At 71.1% G+C, this 20,482-nt stretch carries 17 protein-coding genes; 7 read left to right on the plus strand and 10 right to left on the minus strand.

Annotated elements, in window-relative coordinates:
• Positions 1-230 precede the first annotated feature (230 nt).
• The 4 genes from ACN26Z_RS21830 to ACN26Z_RS21845 are packed head-to-tail and all read left to right on the plus strand — an operon-like array spanning position 231 to position 6,838.
• Positions 231-794, plus strand: coding sequence for a hypothetical protein (locus ACN26Z_RS21830; RefSeq protein WP_396885972.1), 564 nt, complete (start codon positions 231-233; stop codon positions 792-794).
• Entirely contained in the window at positions 784-1,650 is an 867-nt protein-coding gene (locus tag ACN26Z_RS21835; RefSeq protein ID WP_232511330.1) for a pentapeptide repeat-containing protein, read from the plus strand. The genes ACN26Z_RS21830 and ACN26Z_RS21835 overlap by 11 nt, the downstream gene beginning before the upstream one ends.
• On the plus strand, positions 1,647-5,435 hold the full coding sequence (locus ACN26Z_RS21840; RefSeq protein WP_421463240.1) for a hypothetical protein: 3,789 nt from the start codon (positions 1,647-1,649) through the stop codon (positions 5,433-5,435). Before ACN26Z_RS21835 ends, ACN26Z_RS21840 begins: the two co-directional genes overlap by 4 nt.
• A gap of 38 nt (positions 5,436-5,473) precedes the next feature.
• Entirely contained in the window at positions 5,474-6,838 is a 1,365-nt protein-coding gene (locus tag ACN26Z_RS21845) for an acyltransferase family protein (protein WP_421463242.1), read from the plus strand.
• On the opposite strand, the gene ACN26Z_RS21850 is transcribed toward ACN26Z_RS21845, so the two are convergent.
• The 3 genes from ACN26Z_RS21850 to murD form a co-directional block, all read right to left on the minus strand.
• Complete coding sequence (locus ACN26Z_RS21850; RefSeq protein WP_421463244.1) at positions 6,810-7,586, minus strand: hypothetical protein; 777 nt, start codon at positions 7,584-7,586, stop codon at positions 6,810-6,812. The two genes, ACN26Z_RS21845 and ACN26Z_RS21850, sit on opposite strands and share 29 nt — an antisense overlap.
• Before the next feature lie 8 nt (positions 7,587-7,594).
• Positions 7,595-8,452 carry a hypothetical protein gene (locus tag ACN26Z_RS21855; protein ID WP_282237566.1) on the minus strand — a complete coding sequence of 286 codons (858 nt, stop codon included), beginning with the start codon at positions 8,450-8,452 and terminating at the stop codon, positions 7,595-7,597.
• 63 nt (positions 8,453-8,515) lie between these two features.
• Positions 8,516-9,865, minus strand: a complete 1,350-nt coding sequence (murD, locus tag ACN26Z_RS21860) for a UDP-N-acetylmuramoyl-L-alanine--D-glutamate ligase (RefSeq protein WP_282237565.1) — start codon at positions 9,863-9,865, stop codon at positions 8,516-8,518.
• A gap of 83 nt (positions 9,866-9,948) precedes the next feature.
• Here murD and ACN26Z_RS21865 point away from each other — a divergent pair, with 83 nt between their 5' ends.
• Entirely contained in the window at positions 9,949-11,304 is a 1,356-nt protein-coding gene (locus tag ACN26Z_RS21865) for a hypothetical protein (protein ID WP_282237564.1), read from the plus strand.
• A 160-nt stretch (positions 11,305-11,464) separates the two neighbouring features.
• Here the strand turns inward: ACN26Z_RS21865 and ACN26Z_RS21870 are convergent, their stop codons facing one another.
• The 6 genes from ACN26Z_RS21870 to ACN26Z_RS21895 all read right to left on the minus strand — a co-directional run bounded on the left by ACN26Z_RS21870 (position 11,465) and on the right by ACN26Z_RS21895 (position 16,561).
• Positions 11,465-13,462 (minus strand): PucR family transcriptional regulator, encoded by a 1,998-nt coding sequence (locus ACN26Z_RS21870; RefSeq protein ID WP_421463247.1) that lies wholly within the window; start codon positions 13,460-13,462, stop codon positions 11,465-11,467.
• A gap of 61 nt (positions 13,463-13,523) precedes the next feature.
• The gene (locus ACN26Z_RS21875; protein WP_282237563.1) at positions 13,524-14,393 is read right to left on the minus strand and encodes a TrmH family RNA methyltransferase; all 870 of its coding nucleotides are present in this window, start codon (positions 14,391-14,393) and stop codon (positions 13,524-13,526) included.
• A 46-nt stretch (positions 14,394-14,439) separates the two neighbouring features.
• Positions 14,440-14,826: a VOC family protein gene (locus tag ACN26Z_RS21880; RefSeq protein ID WP_170863517.1), complete on the minus strand. Its 387-nt coding sequence runs from the start codon at positions 14,824-14,826 to the stop codon at positions 14,440-14,442.
• A complete protein-coding gene (locus tag ACN26Z_RS21885) occupies positions 14,826-15,122 on the minus strand; it encodes an ArsR/SmtB family transcription factor (protein WP_421463249.1) in 297 nt (98 codons plus the stop codon). The genes ACN26Z_RS21880 and ACN26Z_RS21885 overlap by 1 nt, the downstream gene beginning before the upstream one ends.
• Positions 15,123-15,155: 33 nt before the next feature.
• Positions 15,156-15,701 carry an RNA 2'-phosphotransferase gene (locus ACN26Z_RS21890; RefSeq protein ID WP_282237561.1) on the minus strand — a complete coding sequence of 182 codons (546 nt, stop codon included), beginning with the start codon at positions 15,699-15,701 and terminating at the stop codon, positions 15,156-15,158.
• Positions 15,698-16,561, minus strand: coding sequence for a LysR family transcriptional regulator (locus ACN26Z_RS21895; protein WP_421463251.1), 864 nt, complete (start codon positions 16,559-16,561; stop codon positions 15,698-15,700). Before ACN26Z_RS21895 ends, ACN26Z_RS21890 begins: the two co-directional genes overlap by 4 nt.
• A 70-nt stretch (positions 16,562-16,631) precedes the next feature.
• Between ACN26Z_RS21895 and ACN26Z_RS21900 the strand changes: the two genes are divergently transcribed.
• A complete protein-coding gene (locus ACN26Z_RS21900; protein ID WP_421463253.1) occupies positions 16,632-17,156 on the plus strand; it encodes a hypothetical protein in 525 nt (174 codons plus the stop codon).
• A 162-nt stretch (positions 17,157-17,318) separates the two neighbouring features.
• Here the strand turns inward: ACN26Z_RS21900 and ACN26Z_RS21905 are convergent, their stop codons facing one another.
• Positions 17,319-18,410 (minus strand): DNA glycosylase AlkZ-like family protein, encoded by a 1,092-nt coding sequence (locus ACN26Z_RS21905; protein ID WP_282237558.1) that lies wholly within the window; start codon positions 18,408-18,410, stop codon positions 17,319-17,321.
• Positions 18,411-18,550: 140 nt separating this feature from the next.
• Here ACN26Z_RS21905 and ACN26Z_RS21910 point away from each other — a divergent pair, with 140 nt between their 5' ends.
• Positions 18,551-20,401: a thiamine pyrophosphate-requiring protein gene (locus ACN26Z_RS21910; protein WP_282237557.1), complete on the plus strand. Its 1,851-nt coding sequence runs from the start codon at positions 18,551-18,553 to the stop codon at positions 20,399-20,401.
• Positions 20,402-20,482: the final 81 nt, after the last annotated feature.

Genomic DNA, 20,482 nt, shown 5'->3' on the forward strand with positions numbered 1-20,482 from the left:
TCTGCCGCGGCCGCACACCCCGCCCCGGAAACCGCCACGACCAGCATGAGCGCCCGCCGATCAGGGAGCCGGGGGTGGCCTCCGGCACCGCCGTGGCCGACGGACCCTCGCCGCTGCCGGTCACCCCGGAGCGGACAGGCACCACCCACCCGCCGGCACGTGCGCTCGGCCGCGCCGGTCGTTGAGCCCGTCGGCCTCTTGTCAACATTCGCTCGCCGGCCGAGTCGTCAATGGCTAGCAGAATCGCCCCGAGCCGTCCCAGGAAAGTCGCATTACCGACTCGTCGATTCGATGCCCTTCGTAAGGCCACCGCCGATACACCTACCGGTGGATTCGGCGCCTTGTCCGGTCGGTTAACGTTCAGTTGCAAGCAGCTGCCAGTCGAAGTCCATGTTGGAGGCCTGGTGCCGGACATTTCCCTGCCCACCGCACTGTCCGCGCTGATCCGGGATCTGCAGCGATCGACATCCGGCGCTGCCGAAGACAGCGTCGACGTGGAACTGCACCTGGTCACCCGGGAGAATGGCAGCGGCGTCACGTGGCATCTTGCGCCTGTCGAAAACACCCACGCACATCGCATTCGATTGACGCTCTATCCATGGCGGCAGCCACGGCACTCTCCCGTTCCGCGGCACCGACAACCCCACGACATCGAGCCCGGAAACGCCGACCGGATAACCCGTGGCGCGGACGAGACCGAGGTGGGTCTCGACCCGAACTGGATCGGCAGCGCCCAACTGCCGCCGATCGTCCGCCCGAAGCCCGGTGTGGACATCGAACGTGATGATCACTGAGGGGGAGGCCACCGGCGGCACCGACGCCCTGGAACGCGGCAACGACCGCATCCGTGACGCGGCGAAGTGGCTGGTGGCCAGCGCCGCCGCGGTGGGTGCGGCGATGCTGGCCGGCAGCCAACTGTCAAGCATCGGCGAACTTCCGCTCGGCGTACCCGACTCCGTCGACCGCGCCCGGCTGTGGGTCGCGGTAACCGGTGCGGCTGCCGGGCTCTCCACTGTGGTCTACGCCATCTGGACCGCCGTGCAGATTCTGCTCCCGAAGCTGGTGCTGGTCAGCGACCTGGACGCGGCGTGGACGCAACGGCGATCCGAGTTGACCACGGTCGTGGAGCACTTCCGGCGCAACCCCAAGTACCTCCAGGGCTTCTCCACGCCGGCCGACATCATCACCGCCCGCGAGGAACTGATTGCCGCGCAGCGCGAGCCGTCGACCGCTGACGACGTACGGACGCAGTTGGCGGCCGGGATCGCCGACCTCGACGAACGGATCACCGCGATCGAGGACACCGCCACCCACGAGGCGCTGAAGAACCAGTTCCGGCACGCCTTGCGTAAATTGATGCTGGCCACCGCCGTCGCCGCCATCGGCATCGTGGCCTTCGCCTGGGCCGCCAACCCGCCGGCCGTCCAGCCGACCGCCGACCTGCGCAACGCCCGTTTCGTCGACGCGTACCTGCGGGACGCCGATCTGCGCGACGCCAAGCTCGACCACGCCGACTTCACCAACGCCGACCTGACCGGCGCGGACCTGACCGGCGCTTCGATCGGCGGGGTCGTCTGGCGGAACACGATCTGCCCCGACGGCACCAACAGCGACGACAACCGTCACACCTGCGCCGGCCACCTCTCGTGACGGGACTGGAGCCGCACGTCCAACAGGTGGTGAAGGTGCGCGGCAGGCTGCTCGGCTCCGGGTACGCCGTCGGGGAGGACCTGGTGCTCACCGCAGGTCACGTCGTGGGTGCACGCGGGGAGCCGACCTGGGTATCCCGCAGCGACAGCCCCACCGAGCCGGAACACCGGGCGACGGTGATCTGGCGCGGCGACGACCTCGACGCCGACGCGGCCCTGATCCGGATGGACGTGCCGCTCTGGTCCCGCGAGCAGACTCGCATCCGCTACGGCGAGTTGCGCGGACATCGGCCGGTGCCCTGTCTCACCGTCGGTTATCCCTGGGTCCGGGTCACGCACGACGGCCGCCACCTCGACGAGCTGCCCGGGCAGGTCATGCCCAGCCTCGGCTTCGAGGACCACCGGTACGCCCTGGACTCCACCAGGATCGCGCCGCAGCCGCCGCAGCCACAGCGCGACGACACCGGTGCGGTGGTACGCGACGACACCGGCACGCCGGTGTTGGAGCCGCACCCGCACAGCGGTTACTCGGGTGCCCCGCTGCTGACCGCGGGCGATCGGCAGCTCCTGCTGGGTGTCATGGTGGCGGTGCCGTCCCGGTACGGTCCTGGCCGGCTGGACGCGGTACGCATCACCCGGCTGCTCACCGACCCCGCCTTCGCCGGCCTGGTCGGCACCTCGCTCGACCAGGTCGAACGGGAACCACCGCAGCTGCTGCCGACCGGAATCGTCGAACACGCGGAGGCGTTGACCGAGCTGGCCGACAACCTGCGCGGCGACCGACTGCCATACGTGTCGCCCGCCGACAGCGACGCCGCCACCCATCCCGTACGGCTGCTGAAACGCCTCGACGAGCAGGCCGGCCAATCCGGCCTGCTCCTGGTCGGTCAGGCCGGAATCGGCAAGACCCGCACCTGCCTGGAGGTCGCCGGCCGCGCGGTCGACGCGGGTTGGCGGGTGCTGCACGTACGCCCCGGCGAACCGTTGGTCACCACCGAGCAGCTGATTGAGGTGGTGACCGGCTACGCCGACGAACGCCTGCTGATCATCATCGACTACCTGAACCTCAGCGCCCTGGACTACCCGGCGATCCGGCACCGACTGCTGCCGGCCGCGCGCGCCCGTGGCATCCGGCTGGCCCTGCTCGGATCGGCCCGGCCCGGCTGGTTCCACCAGAAGGACAACACCCCACTCACCGAGGTGTTCAAACCTGTCGAGTTGCGACCCGACGACGAGCACCTCGACCGGATCCGGCACCAGGTCGTCACCGCGCTGGCCCCCCGGGCGCGAACGATCCTCGGCGAGGAGCGGCTGTCGCGGTTGTGCGGCCGACGACCGGTCATCGCCACCCTGATCGCCGCTGCGGCCGAGGCACAGGCGGATCGGGGGCGGCTGTCGACGGCGATCGGCGACCTGCGGCCGGAGAACCTCCTGGACTGGTTGGTCCGCCGGCTCAACGAGGACGACCTGCTGCATCACGCCGAGCGGCTGGACGACGCGCGCGACCCTGACCTGCGGCTACAGGTCTACGCCGCGATGGCCGCCGCCACTCCGCAGCCGCGTCCCGCCCTGGTCGCCTGCGGCGGCCGGGTCGAGCAGAGCGACGAGTCGCGCGCCGAGCACCTGCTCGACGTCCTGCTCGCGATGGGCTGGATGATCCACACGCCGGACGGCCTGGCGCCGGTGCACGACATCGTGGTCGACCAGTTGCTGGAGCACACCACCGTGCGGGCAGGCCTCGACACGGTCCGTACCAAGGTCGCCGACCGGATCCTCGACGCGTGCCTGACCAGTGCCCGCACCATCGGCCGGTACGCCATGAATCTGGACCGGCTGCTGCGGGACATGGCCCTCCAGGACCGCGACGGGCCGCTCGCCGGGCATTGCACGGCCTGGTTGGCAGCCAACGCGGACGCGGCCGGCCTGCTGCTGGCCAGCCAGCGTGACGTGGGCGCCTACGCCCTCGGCTCGGTGCTGGACAACTCCGCATGGGCGCAAGCGCTGTTCCAACACTGGCCGCAACTCGGGGAACCCTGGCTGACCGAGCACGGAAAATCACTGCCGGCGCGCCACATCCTCTACAAGGGACTGCGCACCGTCGCCACCACGCAGGCCGCCCACCTGATCGACGTGGCGGCCGTCTGGCTGGCGCTGCATCGAACGGCGTTGGAGGCAAGCTTCGTCATCGCGACCTTGCTGGGCCGTGCCGACCTGCGCCCGGAGGATGCCCGTCAAGGTATCGAAGCCGCCCTGTGCTGGCTCGATGAACACGGCACCCTCACCCAAGCCCAGTTCGTCCTACCACCGCTGCTCAGCCGAAACGACCTACCAAAGGACGTGGTGCCTCGTGCTGTGGGCACCGCCTTAATCTGGCTCGATCAGAACGGCGACACGATCGATGCCGGATTCGTCCTACCACCGCTACTCGGCCGAAACGACCTAACACCCGACGACGCACCACCCGCCATCCGGCACGCCCTGCGCTGGCTCGACCACCACGGCACCCTCACCCAAGCCCAGTTCGTCCTACCGCCGCTACTCGGCCGAAACGATGTGCCGGCAGATGTGGCACCTCGTGCCGTGGACATCGCTCTGGCCTGGCTTCAAAACCACGGCGACACGGTCGGTGCCGGATTCGTCCTACCACCGCTACTCGGCCGAAACGACCTAACACCCGACGACGCACCACCCGCCATCCGGCACGCCCTGCGCTGGCTCGACCACCACGGCACCCTCACCCAAGCCCAGTTCGTCCTACCGCCGCTACTCGGCCGAAACGATGTGCCGGCAGATGTGGCACCTCGTGCCGTGGACATCGCTCTGGCCTGGCTTCAAAACCACGGCGACACGGTCGGTGCCGGATTCGTCCTACCACCGCTACTCGGCCGAAACGACCTAACACCCGACGACGCACCACCCGCCATCCGGCACGCCCTGCGCTGGCTCGACCACCACGGCACCCTCACCCAAGCCCAGTTCGTCCTACCGCCGCTACTCGGCCGAAACGATGTGCCGGCAGATGTGGCACCTCGTGCCGTGGACATCGCTCTGGCCTGGCTTCAAAACCACGGCGACACGGTCGGTGCCGGATTCGTCCTACCACCGCTGCTGGCCAGAAGGAAGCTGACCGACCTGCCGCAGTGGCTTTCGCCGCTGATCGACCACTGGGCGGACAAACACCGGTCGACGCCGCACGTCGTTTTCGTCAGCAAGCAGCTCACCCGGCAGAAAGCCCTGACCGAGACCACTGCGGACGTGGTGTTGCAGTGGGCCGCCACGCATCCGGAGGATGTCGACATCCCCTGGCGCCTGACCGGCATCGCTACATGCATCGACCGCTATCCGAGCTTGGCCGGTCGGCTACTGCACTCGGTGGAGGGCTACCTGGACGCCGTCGAGCACGACACGGCGGAGGTGAACGGGCACGGTCAACTGGACGGCCTGGTCCAGGCGCTCTGCCGGCGTCACCCACTGCGCTGCGGAATCGCCGGGGCACGCCTCGACGACATCGTTCTCCGCTGGCTGGCCCATCCGTCCGCGCTGAACCCGAACTGCCCGAAAGACTCCCAGTTCAGCGAGGCAGCGCGGCGCGTCCAGTCGCTGGTCTGGGCGGGGCGATTCACCCACCAGGGCGCGGTCGACGTGCTGACCCGACTGCACCGCTGGATTCCCCGGTGGCGGGTCGCCGAGCCGCATGTCCACCTGCGCGACGCCGTGTTGCGGGAGACGGCGGCGCTGCTCGCCGCGCTGACAGCTCCGGCAGCGGTAAAGCAGTTGAGGGAATAGTCCCGACGGTGCGGCTTCCGTCGGCATACTTTCGGACTATGCGCCGCCTGGCCCGCCTCGCCGCCCGTACGCCGGCGGACCGGGAGCGCTACCTCGACCTGCTCCGGGCGCTGGCGATCGTGCTGGTGGTCCTCGGACACTGGGCGATAGCGGCGGTCGAGTACGACGAGAGTGGCCGACCCGACGGCCACTCGGCACTTACCGCCCTGCCCTGGGCGTACCCGCTGACCTGGGCGGTCCAGGTCATGCCGGTCTTCTTCCTGGTCGGTGGCTACGCCAACGCCGCCTCACTGGCCGCCCACCAGCGCCGTGGCGGCGACGCGATCGGATGGCTGCTCGGCCGCAGCGCCCGCCTGCTGCGCCCGACCAGCGCCCTGGTGCTGGTGCTCGCCGGTGGCGCGCTGGTGGCCCGGCTGGGCGGTGCCCAGCCGGACGAGGTTCGCCCGGTCGTCTGGTTCGCCACCATTCCGCTGTGGTTCCTCGCCGCCTACCTGGCCGTGGTGCCGCTGACCCCGGTCATGTACGCGCTGCACCGCCGCCTCGGGCTGCTGGTGCCGCTGGCGCTGGTGGTGCTGGTCGCCGCCGGTGACCTGGGCCGTGCGCTGGGGCCGGCCAACCTGGCCCTGCCCAACTACCTACTGGGCTGGCTCGCCGTCCACCAGATCGGCTTCGCCTGGTACGACGCCCGCCGCGGGCACTGCCACCCGTCCGGACTGCGTACCCGGTGCCTGCCGATGTCCCGCCGAGCCGCGAGTGCGATGCTGCTCGGCGGTCTCGCCGTGGCGATCCTGCTCACCGGCCCCGGGCCGTACCCGATAAGCATGATCAATCTTCCCGGTCAGCGGCTGGCCAACGCCGCCCCACCCAGCGTGGCCCTGCTCGCGGTCGCCACCGCCCAAATCGGGCTGATTTTGCTGCTGCGGGAGCGGGCGGAACGGTGGCTGCACCGGAACCGCCCGTGGCAGGCGGTGATCGCGGTCAACTCAGTCGTACTGACGGTCTTCCTGTGGCACCTGAGCGCGGCCGTGCTGCTGGTCGGTGCGCTGCACGGGCTCGGTCTGCTCCCCACGCCGGAAGCCGGTACGGCGGCCTGGCTGGCCTGGCGGCTGCCGTGGGTGCTGATGCTGGCTGTGGTGCTGGCCGTCCTGGTCGCCATCTTCGGCCCGATCGAGGCGTCCACCGGCCGCCCCCGGCACCTGAGGGCGTCGGCCAGGTGGGCGGGTGCCCGCGCAGCACTCACCGTCGCCGGATTCGCCGCCGTCGGGTACGCCCTGGCGGCAAACGGCGCGGCGGCCAAGACCGCGCCGGAGCCGTTCGGCTGGCCGGTGGAGGCGCTGGTGGCCTACCTGGCCGGCGCGGGCACGCTGCGCCTGCTCAGGTCCGGGTGGGGCAGCCGAGATTGACCGGGTGGCGTTTTGCACGGCACCAGGCGGGAAGGTGCAGCGCCGCCGCGACCAGCGCGAACCCGGCCCAGCCGGCGACCAGCGCCACCACGACCGAGACGTCCTGGCCCAGGTGGACCCCGACCAGGAACCCGATCAGCGCCAGGCTGTTGCGAGCGAAGTGCCGGCAGAAGACCGGCAGGTCCCGTCGCACCTCGACCGCCACCAGCACCCCGGCGTACGGGAAGGTCACCACCAGCCCCCGCAGCACCTGGCCGAGCAGCCCGGTCAGCGCCGCACCGGCGAGGACCAGCAGCAGCCGGACCGCCACCGGCAACCGCGCCGATCCAGCCGGATCGGTCGGGCCAGCCGGATCGGTCGGATCGGTCGGGTGGCCAGGCCCCGGAAGCCGGTGCAGCACCAGCACGGCGAGCAGCCAGCAGGCGACCGTGGCGGCCAGTGTCGGCCAGAACGGCAGCGCGACCGGACGCAGCGCCGCCGCGATCGCGAGGTAGCCGCCGACACCCGCCAGGTCGGCCAACAGGATCGGCCACCGAAAACGGTGATGGGCCAGTGCCACGACGCCGAAGAACAGGTTGAGCCCGACCACCCCGACGAGTTGCGCGCCGTCGACGGGATGATCGGTGGCCAGCAGCGCGGCCGTCATGGGCAGTGGCAGCGCGGCCACGAGGGCCCGCCACCGGACCGGACGGATCAGGGTAACCGCCCAGACCACCACGGTCACCAGCAGTACGCCCTGGGCGGTCATCCCTTCCGTCAGGTGTCGAAGGCGGCCCGACTGAGGCACGCCTGGAACGTCTCGTCGGCCCGGGCAAGGTCGGCGGCGTTCACCGAGAACCGGTTCTCGTTGATCTCGCCGTGCGCGCTCATGCCGGCTGTCCAGCATGCTGTGCCGTCCCAGCGGATCAGATTGACGTGCAGGTCGGCCGGGACCGCGACGGTCGACAGCAGACCCACCCGTACGCCCGCCCGACGCTGCGTCGCCACCAGTTCCGCCAACTCGTCGGAGAACTCGGTGTAGGTGAAGATCCGGGTGATCTCTACGCCGCGAGCCAGCGCGGCGAGATTCTCCGCCCAGTACCGCCGGCCGATGTCACCGCGCCACCAGGCCAGCCGGGGCAGCACGTTGGTCAGCGCCTCCAACTGCCGTACGCAGTCCCGGGTGGCGCCGAGCATGTCCTGGTAGTCGTCGCCGGGCCGGATGATGCGCCCCTGCCGGAGTTGGCCGAGGTCGGCGTGGAACCGCTCGAACCGGCGCTGGGTCTCCTCCGCGACCCGGGTGCCTGGGTGGCGGTCGACCGCCTCGGTGGCGGCGGTGGCGAGTTCCGGAACTGCCCGGACCAGCCAGTGCGGGCCGGCAAGCAGCGCTCGCAGTTGGAACCGACGCTCGGCTCGGGCGATGGAGTCCACCAGCAACGAGATGGTGATGCCCATCAGACCGGCCAGCAACGACTCCACGCCGGTGGCGGCACCGGTCAGGTCCAGCGTCACGGAGAGCGAGATCGACAGAGCGACACCGATCAGGGCGACCGGGTCGGTGTGCGCCATCAGCCGCGCGACGCCGACCGCGTGCGCACGCGGGCCGGCACCTGGGCGGCGCAGCAGTTGAACCATCAACCACCTCCGGGAACCGACTCCCGTCAGCGTAAAACCCCCCAACCACCACCCCCGCGGTGGTTAGGCGGGGGCGGTGGCGCGGATGGCTTCGGCGAAGGCTTCGGAGCGGTGTTCGAAGTTGCGGAAGCGGCCGTAGCTGGGGGCGGCGGGCGAGAGCAGCACCACACCGCCGGCTGGAGTCACCTGGCGGGCCAGCTGCACCGCCTCGGCGAGGTCGTCGACAAGTTCGGTGCGTACCTTCGGCAGCCCGTCGAGCGCCCCGATGATCCGCGGACCACTGTCCGGGATGCCGATCACGGTCAGTTCCCGCTCGGCCAGATGCTCGCGCAGCGGGGTGTAGTCGACCCCCCGGTCGTTGCCCCCGACGATCACGGTCAACGGCCGCCCGTCGTACGCGTCGATGGCGTGGATGGCCGCGTACGGGCTGGTGGCGAGGGTGTCGTCGACGAAGGTCAGGCCGGACGGGTCTGCGATCTCGGTCAGCCGGTGGGCCAGTCCCTGGAACTCGGCGACCGCCACCGCCAGGGCGTCCTTACGCTCGACCAGATCGATTCCCAACGCGTCGAGCACGGCCAGGGCCACGCACAGATTGCCCTCGTTGTGCCGACCGACAAGCGGCAGCACCGCCCGTGGGAACAGCGGCTGGTCGACCCGGTGGAACCAGGGCGTACCGTCCGGGCCGGTGGCGACGTTCACCGAGTCGGCGGTGCCGGCGCGTACCGCCGCGCGGTCGCCCAACTCGAACGCCAGCCGCGGATCCGCGCCGTTGACCACCACGGTACGCGGCCCGTACGCGAGCAGGTTGAGCTTGTCCCGGTAGTACTCCCGCTCGCCACCATGCGCGTCGAGGTGCTCGGGGAACAGGGCGGTGACCACTGCCACCCGGGGCGAGTCGGTCAGGTCGCTGCACTGGTAGCTGGACAGCTCCAGGACATAAAGCTCCGCCTCCGGCAGGTCCAGCGTCGGCACGCCGATGTTGCCGCCGAAGACGTTCGGCCGGTCCACCGCGGTCAACAGGTGACTGATCAGGCTGGACGTGGTGCTCTTGCCCTTGCTGCCGGTCACCCCGATGGTGCGGTCGCCGTGGTCGGCCATCCAGAGCGAGGTGCCCTGGGTGACAGTCGCGCCCTGGCGGCGCAGCTCCATCAGCCAGGGATGCGTCTGCGGCACGCCCGGCGAGCGGACCACCACGTCGGCGGCGGCCAGCCGGGCGAAACCCTCGTCGCCGGTGACCAGTGGGGCGGCCTCCGCCAAAGGTCCGTCCCAGGGCAGCGAGAGGAAGTTCGCGCTGTCGTCGACGGCGACGAGGTCGGCCGGGCCGTGGGCGGCGATGGCCGTCACCGCTGCCCGGCCCTCCCGGCCGGCCCCCCAGACTGCGACTTTACGTCCGCGCAGGTCAGACAAGCGCACAGGTTCTCCTCGGGTACGACGGCGGCAGGGCGCGGTCCGGCCGAGCCGGGCACGGCCGGACGAACCAGGGCCTAGTATGGCGTGTGCTCAACACGCAGCTGGCGCGGATGGACGCGTTCACCTTCCCGTCCTACTCGATCGACCTGTCCACCGGCGAGGCGTTGTTCGACTACGCCCTGACGGGGCCCGACGGTGAGCAGCGGTTCACCGAGGTGGTCACCTTGCCGGTGCCGGAGGAGTCCCCGTCGGACGCCGCCGTGGCGGCGCTGGGTCGGGTGCTGGAGCTGCTGCACGTGGTGGCCGGGGTCAGCTACTACAAGACGGCCGCGCCGGGGCAGTTGGTGCTGCCGGCACCGCTCGGCCCGGCCGCCGTCGAGTTCGTCACGGCCGTCTACACCAAGGGCCTCGCCGAGTACGCGTACCGCAACCAACTGCCGCACGTGCTGGAGCTGACCCCGCGCGTGCCCGACGGACAGGTCAAGCCGGCAGCCGAGTACGACAACTCCGACCGGCGCCCGCTGTCGGCGGTCGGCGGCGGCAAGGACTCGATCGTCAGCCTGGAGGCGCTGCGCCGGGCCGGCCTCGACCCGGTGCCCTTCTCGGTCAACCCGAACCACGTGATCAACGCGGTGAACGCGGCGTCGGGGCTGCCCGCTCTCGCGGCCCGACGACGCATCGACCCGGTGCTGTTCGAGCTGAACGCGGCCGGCGCCCGCAACGGACACATCCCGGTCACCGCGATCAACTCGTTGATCGCGGTCGCCACGGCGGTGCTGCACGGGCTGGGCCCGGTGGTGATGTCCAACGAGCGCTCGGCGTCGGATCCGAACCTGATCTGGAACGGTCACGAGATCAACCACCAGTGGTCCAAGGGCGTCGAGGCCGAGGGACTGCTGCGGGCCGCGCTCGCGGAGCACGCCGGGCTGGCCGAACCGTACTTCTCGCTGCTGCGCCCGCTGTCGGAGCTGCACATCGCCCGGCTCTTCGCCGGCATCGACCGCTACGACGACGTGGTCACCAGTTGCAACGCCGCGTTCAAGCTCCGCGACGCCAGCGAGCGGTGGTGCCGGGACTGCCCCAAGTGCCGCTTCGTCTTCCTGGCCCTGGCTCCGTTCATGCCCCGCGAGCGGATCACCCACATCTTCGGCGGTGACCTGCTCGCCGACTCCGCGCAGATTCCCGGTTACCGCGAACTACTCGGCATCGACGGGCACAAGCCGTTCGAGTGCGTCGGCGAGGTGGAGGAGTCGGTGGTCGCGCTGAGCCTGCTCGCCCAACAGCCCGACTGGCGCGACACCCCCGTCGTGACCGCCCTGGTAGCCGCCGTTCCTGACAGCGCGTGGGCGACGGCCGCCACCTCCGACACCTTCACCCCCGCCGCCGCCAACCACCACATCCCCCCCACCTACCAAAAAACCCTCCAAACCCTCACCCCCTAACCCCACCCACCCCACCCCACCCCACCCGTGCTCCGCTCCCCGCCCGCCCCTCACCGCGTTGATCAAGAAGTTTTGGTCCTCGTTGGAGATCGAAAATGGCGCAAACTTCTTGATCAACGCGGTGAGGGGGTCGGGGGGTGGAGGGGGTTGGTGGGGGTGGTTAGGGGGTGCGGATGGCGTCGAGGGCCAGCAGGGCCACGTGAAGGGAGAGGCAGGCGTCGACCGAGTCGAGGTCGATGTCGAGGATCCGGCCGATCCGGGCCAGCCGCTCGTAGAACGCCGGGCGGGACAGGTGCGCGGCCACCGCCGCCGCGGACTTGTTCCGGCCCTGCTCCAGGTAGGCGCGCAGGGTGCCGAGCAACTGCTCCCGGGGATGCTGCGCGTCGTACGCCAGCAGTGCGCCGAGTTGCCGTTCGACGAAGGTCTGCACCCGGGGCTCGTCGCGCAACAGGTGCAGCAGCCCGGCCAACCCCACGTGCGGCAACCGAAAAATCGGCAGGTCACGCCGGTCCCGGCGGGCCGCGTCGGCGACCTGACGGGCCTCGATCAGCGACCGGCGTGCCTCCCGCAGGCTACCCACGCCGGAGCCGGCGGCGATCAGCAGCCCAGCGACGGACCGTCGGCCAGCGTTCGCCGGCGCGTCGTCGGAGCGGCCGAACGCTCCGAGACGCCCCACCGAGTCAGCACGCCACGACGAGTCAGCACGCCCGGACGGGTCAACGCGCCCAGGCAGGTCAGCACGTCCGGACAGGTCAGCACGCGCAGGCAGGTCACCGCTCCCGGACAGGTCGGCGCGCCCACGCAGGTCGGGGCGGGTCCGGCGCAGCGCGGCGGCGAAGGCGGCCAGCGCCCGATCCTCCGCTGCCGCATCCGGCAGGGCGAGCAGGACACCCACCGTCTGGTCGTCCAGGGCGCTGGTGAGGCCGGTCAGACCGGCCTCGCGCAGCGCCTGTCCGACAGCCTCGGCGAGGTCGCGCAGCCGGGCGGGCCCGGTGTCCGGGACGTTGTCGAGCGCCTCGCCGGGGTGTCCCGGCTCGGCGAGTGGCCAACTGCCCGCCGGTTGGCGGTGACGCGCCATGTCCTCGCCGCCGGCCTCGGCACGGTGGCGGACCACCACCCCGACGAGCTGACGGCGCTCCAGCACCACACCGAGCGCCCGGGCCCGCAGGGCCACCTCGTCCACCGGCCAGGAGTGGTCGAGCAGGGCGGTGAGCAGGGTCCGGTGGAGCTGGCGTTCCAGTCCCTCGGCATCCCGCCGGATCAGCCGGCCGAGGGCGAGCGTGGACGCCGCCCGCTCCACGAGGATGATCAGCCTGGTCGGCGGCGCCGAGGGCGAGTCACCATGCCCGGCCGGGGTCGCGACGGTCCGCCCGGGGGCTGGCACCGGGGCGGACCGCCCGCCGGCCGGCAACGGTTGACCACCGGCCAGATCCCCACCGGGTGGCCAGCGCAGCAGCAGCCGGCCCCAGTCCTGTCCTCGGGCGCCCACCATGGTGACCAGCCAGCCCCGGTCCGGGTCGTACGCCGTGCGCCCCTCGGGCCGGACCCGCCGGGAGTGCTGCTCCCACCCGTCCAGCAGCAGCTCGGCGCTCTCCCCCGCCGGGTCGTACGCCAGCACCTGGCGGGACAGGTTCTCCAGCACCACCGGGCAGCCGGACAACTCGGCCGCCTGCCGGACCACCTCACCGGGGTCGGCCCCCTCTACCGACAGCTCGGTGAACCGCTGGTGGATCTCCTCGGTGGCGCGCAGCTCGGTGAGCTGGGCGTCCACGATCAGGGCGTGCACCGCCTCGGTGATCCGCACGAACGGGGTGGCCCGACGCAGTTCCGCCAAGGGCAGGCCGTGGCGTTCGGCGGCGGCCACCATCACCCGGGGTACACCGTCGTGGTAGCGCCGACCCAACTCGACGACCAGCCCGGAGACACCGACGCCGGCCAGGTCGCCGATGAAGGCCCGAAGTCCGGCGTCGTCGCCGGGCAGCCCGATACCCGTGGTGAGCACCAACTCGCCGCCGCCGAGCAGGGTGGCGATGTCCGGTACCTCGGCGACGTGCACCCAGCGCACCCGACGGTCCAGCCCGATCTCCCCCGCGACGAGGCGTGGCGCGCCGTGGCGGACCGGATCCAGGGCGAGGACCTCACGCACGGTAGGGAACACCCGCGACACGCTACCGTCCGTGACTTGCGGGGCTGCTCGCCGGTGCCGCCACGGCTGCTACTCAGAGCGGGTCGTCGCGGCCCAGTTCCCAGCAGGCCACGGCGGTGGCGGCAGCTACGTTCAGCGAGTCCACACCGCGTCGCATCGGGATGACCACCCGGACGTCGCTGGCCGCCATCGCCGCGCCGGTCAGTCCGGCGCCCTCGGCACCGAGCAGCAGCGCGGCCCGGGACCGCTGGGCCGGGTCCAGTCGCTGGATGGGCACCGCGTCGGGTGCCGGCGTCATCGCCAGCACGGTGAACCCGGCGGCGCGCACGTCGGCCAGCGCCGTCGGCCACGGTTCCAGTTTCGCGTACGGCACGGCGAAGACCTCACCCATGCTGACCCGTACGCTGCGCCGGTAGAGCGGATCGGCGCAGGTTGGTGAGAGCAGCACGGCGTCCACCCCCAACCCCGCCACCGCCCGGAAGATCGCCCCCAGGTTCGTATGGTTGTTGACGTCTTCGAGGATCACCACGCGACCGGCGGTGGCGAGCACCTCCGCGGCGGTCGGCAGCGGCTTGCGCCGGAACGACGCGAGCACTCCCCGGTGCACGTGGAACCCGGTCGCCTCGCGCAGCACGTCGGGGGTCGCGGCGTACACCGGGGCGTCGCCCGTGTCGAGGTCGGCCAGTTGGTCGACCCGCTTGGCGTCGACGAGGAAGGACCGGGCCGGGTAGCCGGCCCGCAGCGCCCGCCGCAGCACCAGTTCACCCTCGGCGATGAACAGGCCGTGCGGCGGCTCCCAGCGGGTGCGCAGCTCCACGTCGGTAAGCGCCCGGTAGTCGGCGATCCGCTCGTCGCCGGGCTCGGTGATCAGGTGGACGGGCACCCGCCGATTCTGCCGGATCGGGTGATGCCGGGAGCTGACCGGCCGGCGCCCGACCGGCATGACGGCCACGCAAGGCCGCGTCCACCGACCGAGGGCGTGGGTACGGCTACTTCATGGTGGCGAGCTGGATCAGGTTGCCGCAGGTGTCGTCGAGCACGGCGGTCGCCACCGGGCCCAGGTCGGTCGCCTCCTGGGTGAACTCGACGCCCAGCTTCTTGAGGCGCTCGACCTCGGCGTACACGTCGTCGACGGCGAACGAGGTGAACGGGATGCCGTCGGCGACCAGGGCCTGCTGAAACGGACCCGTCGCCGGGTGGTTGGCCGGCTCCAGCAGCAGCTCGACCCCGTCCGGGTCGGCCGGTGAGACGACGGTCAGCCAGCGGTACTCGCCGGCGGGCATGTCGGTCTTCTTGGTGAACCCCAGCTTCTCCGTGTAGAAGGCGAGCGCCTTTGCCTGGTCGTCGACGAACACGCTTGTCACATGGATACGGATCACGGATCTGGTACCTCTCGGTCGATGGGCCACCGCTCGACGATCACCCGCAGCGGGCTCGTGTCGATGTGGTGGAACTTGTACCGGCCTTGTCGCCGGGTGCGTACCAGGCCGGCCTTTTCGAGCACCGCGAGGTGCTGTGAGATGGCCTGGCGCGAGGAGGTCAGGTTGTGCTTCACGGCCAGTCGGCCGCAGATCTCGAAGAGCGTCTGGCCGTCCCGGTCGATCAACTCGTCCAGGATCGTGCGTCGCGTCGCGTCATCAATGGCCCTGAACAGGTCACGCTCCGCGTCCACTCGCACAGTTATAGGCAAGTGGCCACTTGCCCGTCAAGCCGACTCACCGACAACGATCCAGCCGGGTGGAACGTGGCCGGTGAGCCAGACACCGTTGACGGCCCGGTAGAAGACGAACCCGCGGCGGTGCATGCCGGCCGCGTCGACGGTCAGCACGACCGGGTCGCCACGTCGGGCACCGACAGTGACGGCGGTTTCCCGGTCCACCGACAGGTGGACGTGCGTACGGCCGCGTGGGCGCAGCCCCTCGGCCCGGATGCCGGGCAGGTGGCGGGACACCGTGCCGTGGTAGAGCAGCGCTGGCGGCACGACGGGTTCCAGGCGCAGGTCGACGCGGACCGAGTGGCCCTGCGCGGCGCGGATCCGCCCGGCGTGCAGCTCGAAACGCTGCTTGTCGGTGCCGGCGACCAGCTCGGCCAGCACCTGTCGGGTGACCGGACGGCCATGTCGGGCGAGCGCGGCGAGCAGCACCTTCACGTCGACCCAACCGCCCTCGTCGAGGGTGATGTCGACGGCCTCCGGACGGTGGCGGAGCACGTACGCGAGGAACCTGCTGGCCGAGGTGAGCCGGTCGGTCACTGGCCGGTTCCGAACTGGTCGAGCAGGTCCTGCACCACGGCCCGTCGGGGTGGCCGCCAGGTCGCCCAGTACCGGATATCCGACAGGCCGTGGATCGGGACCGCACGCAGACCCTCGGGAAGCCCCACACAGCCGTTGACCACGGTGGCGCCGACCCCCAACGCGGCCAGATGCACCAACAGGTCCCACCCGTCGACCTCGGCGGCGACCTGCCAGCGCACGCCCGCGTCGAGCAGGGCGCGGTCCAGCGCCCTGCGGTGCGGACGCCCGGCCGGGGGTACGACGAGATCCAGACCTTCGAGGTCACCGAGCCGGACCTGCCCGCGCGCGGCGAGGGGGTGCCCGTCACCGAGTACGAGCACCTGTCGGTAGGCGGCGATCTGCATGGCCTCGACCTGCCGACCGGGCGGGTCGTGGGCGACGATGGCGAGGTCGGCCTGCCCGCTGGTGACGGCGGTGAGGGCCGCGTCCCGATCAGCCGTGATCACCTGTACCCGACGGCCCCGGCGCCCGACCCGCTGGATCGCCTCGCCGATCACCCACCGCAGCGCGCCCCGCCCGGCCGCGATGGTCAGCGTCGGCGCGGACTGGTGGTGCAGCTCCCGCAGGAACTCTTCGGCCCGTCGGCGGGAGTCCAGCGCGTACGCGGCGAGCCGTTCCCCCGCGACCGTCAGGGTCAGCCGGCGACCGTCGCGTTCGTACAGCTCCACGCCGAGCGCGGCGGCCAGCTTCCGGATCTTCACGTGCAGGGAGGGCTGACTGATGTGCAACTCCCGTGCGGCGGTGGTGAAGTTGCGGTGCTCGGCGAAGACCGCGAACGAGCGTAACGGGTCGGCTTCCAGCAGGTCCCGCCCATCCATAGTCAGTGACTATAGACCAGGCATCAAACAATAGTTCTGCGCGGGCTGGGTGGGCCGCATCCTGAACGGTATGACGAACCAAGTCTCCCGGCTCGGCATCGACATCGGCCGGGTCATCATCGACGGCCCCGCCCACCCGGGCGGCGGCGACACCGCCTTCTTCAGCGGAGACGAGGCGACCATGCTGGCCACCCCCGAGGTGCCCGGTGCCGTCGACACCATCGCCCGCCTCGTCACCCTGTTCGGCGGCCAGGTATGGCTGATCTCCAAATGCGGCCCGCGCGTCCAGGCCCGTACCCTGCGCTGGCTTGCCGCCCACGACTTCCACCGGCGCAGCGGCGTCCCCCACGACCACGTCCGGTTCTGCCGGGCGCGGGCCGACAAGCGGGCCCACTGCCTCGACCTCGCCCTCACCCACTTCGTCGACGACCATCGCGAGGTGCACGCCGCCATCCGGGGAACCGTCGCCCATCAGTACTTCTTCGGGCCCCAGCGCCATCCGGTGCCCGCCTACGGCCGACCCACGCCCACCTGGGCCGATGTCGAGCGCCACATCGTCGGCTCGCTACCTACCGCGAGCCCGGCCCGCCGGTAGGACACCAGCGGCGCGTCAGGTCGGCAGGCCGGCCGGTTCGCCCTCACGGGTTGCGGTATCTCGCGCCTTACCGCTCCGCCGACACCCCGTGATGCCGCAACCCGCGAGGAGGATCCGCCCGCCGTCGACGCGCGCGGTCGGGCCACCCGATCCTGGCGACGACTAAGACACCTGGGCTCGGGTCGTGGTCAGACCCAGCCAGGTGGCGAGAGCTTCGATCTCGGCGTCGACCTCGGCGGTCATCGCCCGGGTGAAAGGGACGTCCTCGTGCAGGGCGTTGACGGTGAGGACACCCGCCTTGCGGTCGGCGGTCGCGTCCAGCTTGCCGACGAGCCGGTCATGATGGAGTACGGGCAGGGCGAAGTAGCCCCACCGACGCTTGCCCCGAGGCTTGTACATCTCCAGGAGATACTCGTAGCCGAACAACTGCTCGGTGCGTACCCGGTCGTGAATCAGCCGGTCGAACGGCGACAACAGCGCGGTGCGCCCCTCGAACGGCAGCCCGAGGTACGCCGGGTCGACCCGCCACGTCCCCGGTACGCCCTCGACCACGGCCTCCTCCCCCGCGGCACCGACGAACGGCGACTCACCCGGGGTCAGCGTCCCACCGGACCGAGCGATGCCCAATGCGGCGAGCCGACGCTCGTCGCGCAGCCGGGCCGCCTCGTCCGGATCGAGGTCGGGCAGGTCGACCGGGTACACCCGCTCGGGGAGATCCCAGTAGCGCTGCCGCCCCTTGCGACCGCAGATCGCCACCTGGCCGTGTCGAGCCAGCAGTTCGAGCATCTTGGTGACGTTTCGGTTGTTCGTCCAGCCACTCGACGGCCACGGCACCACGCTGGTGTCGGGGATGTCCCGGGACAACAGTGGTCCCCTCGCCGCCAACGCCGCCAGGATGTCCCGGCGAAACGACGCGTTCTGTTCCATCCAGGCTCGGGCGGACGGATGGGTCGCGGCGCGGGCCTCGGCGATCACGGCGGGCAGGTCACCCGGCGTCCGGATGTAGGCGACGGTCTCGACCAGGCTGCGCTCGACCTCGATCGCCCTGGTCAGGTGCGCGGGGTCGTAGGCCGGACCGAGTCGGCTCCACAGCACGAGATCGGCGCTGGGCGCGATGGCCGCCGTGGGGTCGAGCTGCAGAATCGTGAGGCGCTCGACGACCTCCACCAGGTCGCTCGGGCGCGGCGCGGCGAGCAACTGGGCCTGGACCGCGATCCGCCGGGCCTCGTCCCGCGTCAGCCGATGAACGACCACACCGCCGACCCTACCCGACCGTCGACCCTCTCAAGATCCGCGCACTTTCGGGGATATTGCCGCCTCCGGCACCTGCGACGCCGCAACATCAGGGAAGTTGCGGCCGAATGCCAGTAGCCCGAGCCGGAGAGGCGTATGCGATGAGCGCAGAGCATGTCGGCAGTTATGTGCCGGCCGACCCGTGGCCGTTGCCCCGTGGCGCCAGCGTCGCGGACCACATCGTGCAGCGGCTCGCCTGCTGGGGCGTACGCCGCTACTTCGGCTTTCCCGGCGACGGCATCAACGGGATGACCTCGGCCCTGCAACGCACCAACGAGCAGGTGCAGTTCGTCCAGGTGCGACACGAGGAGACCGCCGGGTTCGCCGCGTCGGCGCACGTCAAGTACGGCGGTGGGCCGCTCGGCGCGGTGCTGGTGACAAGTGGTCCCGGTGCCATCCACGCGCTCAACGGTCTCTACGACGCAAAACTGGATCATCAGCCGGTGGTCGCCCTGGTCGGGCACACCGCGCTCACCGCCGAGGGCGGCGGCTACTACCAGGAGGTGGACCTGCTCGCCCTCTACAAGGACGTGGCGGCGGCGTTCCTGGCCCAGCTCGACCACCCGTCCCAGGTACGCCACCTGGTGGACCGGGCGTGCCGGACCGCGCTGGCCCGGCGTACCGTCACCGCCCTGGTGCTGCCGCTCGACGTGCAGGACCTGCCGGCGGTGCCCAACCCGCCGCACGCGCACGGCTTCTACCACACCAGCAGTGTGCCGAGCAGCGGCCCGACGGTGCCGCCGGAGCCGGACATCCGGCACGCCGCCGAGGTGCTGAGCAGCGGCGAGCGGGTGGCCATGCTGGTCGGCCAGGGCGCGCTCGGTGCCGAGAACGAGGTACGCGAGATCGCTCATCGCCTGGGCGCGGGGGTGGCGACGGCACTGCTCGGGTTCACCGCCGTGGATCACCGCGAGCCCTGGGTGACCGGTGCCATCGGCCTGCTCGGCACCCGGCCCAGCTGGCAGCTGATGAACCAGTGCGACCGGCTGCTCATCGTCGGCAGCAACATGCCGTACTCGGAGTTCTATCCGCCACCCGGTCAGGCGCGGGCGGTGCAGATCGATCATGACGGCACCCAGCTCGGTCTGCGTTACCCGACGGAGGTGAACCTGACCGGCGACGCCGCACCGACCCTGCGGGCGCTGCTGGCCGCACTCGGCCCCGGACCGGGACCGACCCGCTGGCGGGAGACCATCGCCGGGGCCACCGCCGCGTGGCGGCAGTCGCAGCGGGAACTGGCCGAGCAGGACGCCCGCCCGGTCAACCCGCAGCTGCTCTTCGCCAGCCTCAGCGAACGTCTGCCCGACGACGTGATGCTCGCCGTCGACTGCGGCACGACCACCGCCTGGTACGCCCGGCACGTCAAGGTGCGTCCGGGGATGCTGGCCAGCCTGTCCGGCACCCTGCTCTCCATGGGCGGCGCCATGCCGTACGCGCTGGCGGCCAAGTTCGCCCACCCGGACCGCCCACTGGTGGCCCTGATCGGCGACGGCGCGATGCAGATGAACGGGGTCAACGAGCTGATCACGGTGGCGAAGTACTGGCAGAGCTGGGCCGATCCCCGGTTCGTGGTGCTGGTGCTCAACAACCGGGACCTGGCCTTCGTCAGCTGGGAGCAGCGCTCCGACGAGGGCACCCCGATGTTCCCGGACAGTCAGCAGCTGCCCGACATCGCGTACCACCGGTGGGGTGAGGTGCTGGGGCTGCGCGGCGAGCTGGTCGACCGCCCGGACCAGGTGGCCGACGTCTGGGACCGGGCCCTACGCGCCGACCGGCCGACGGTGATCAACGCGCTGGTCGACCCCGCCGAGCTGATGATGCCCCCACACTTCACCACCGAACAGGCCCGCAAGACCGCCGCCGCGGTGCTGCGCGGCGACACCGACTGGGCCGGCATCATCCGCCGCGGCATCCCCAGCGTCGTGACCACCTACCGCCCCCGCCGCCCCTGACCCCTCACCCACCCCACTTCGCCCTGTTGATCATGAGGTTGCGGCACTCATGGAGAGCTTGCCGGCAACCTCATGATCAAC

Source organism: Verrucosispora sp. WMMD703 (genome assembly GCF_049178935.1).
GTDB lineage: Bacteria > Actinomycetota > Actinomycetes > Mycobacteriales > Micromonosporaceae > Micromonospora > Micromonospora sediminimaris.

Bases quoted from the DNA above. Each gene is read 5' to 3' on its own strand.
- ACN26Z_RS21830 (WP_396885972.1), top strand. From the start codon at position 231: ATGGCTAGCAGAATCGCCCCGAGCCGTCCCAGGAAAGTCGCATTACCG.
- ACN26Z_RS21835 (WP_232511330.1), top strand. From the start codon at position 784: ATGATCACTGAGGGGGAGGCCACCGGCGGCACCGACGCCCTGGAACGC.
- ACN26Z_RS21845 (WP_421463242.1), top strand. From the start codon at position 5,474: ATGCGCCGCCTGGCCCGCCTCGCCGCCCGTACGCCGGCGGACCGGGAG.
- ACN26Z_RS21850 (WP_421463244.1), bottom strand. From the start codon at position 7,586: ATGACCGCCCAGGGCGTACTGCTGGTGACCGTGGTGGTCTGGGCGGTT.
- ACN26Z_RS21855 (WP_282237566.1), bottom strand. From the start codon at position 8,452: ATGGTTCAACTGCTGCGCCGCCCAGGTGCCGGCCCGCGTGCGCACGCG.
- ACN26Z_RS21875 (WP_282237563.1), bottom strand. From the start codon at position 14,393: ATGCCGGTCGGGCGCCGGCCGGTCAGCTCCCGGCATCACCCGATCCGG.
- ACN26Z_RS21895 (WP_421463251.1), bottom strand. From the start codon at position 16,561: ATGGATGGGCGGGACCTGCTGGAAGCCGACCCGTTACGCTCGTTCGCG.
- ACN26Z_RS21900 (WP_421463253.1), top strand. From the start codon at position 16,632: ATGACGAACCAAGTCTCCCGGCTCGGCATCGACATCGGCCGGGTCATC.
- ACN26Z_RS21910 (WP_282237557.1), top strand. From the start codon at position 18,551: ATGAGCGCAGAGCATGTCGGCAGTTATGTGCCGGCCGACCCGTGGCCG.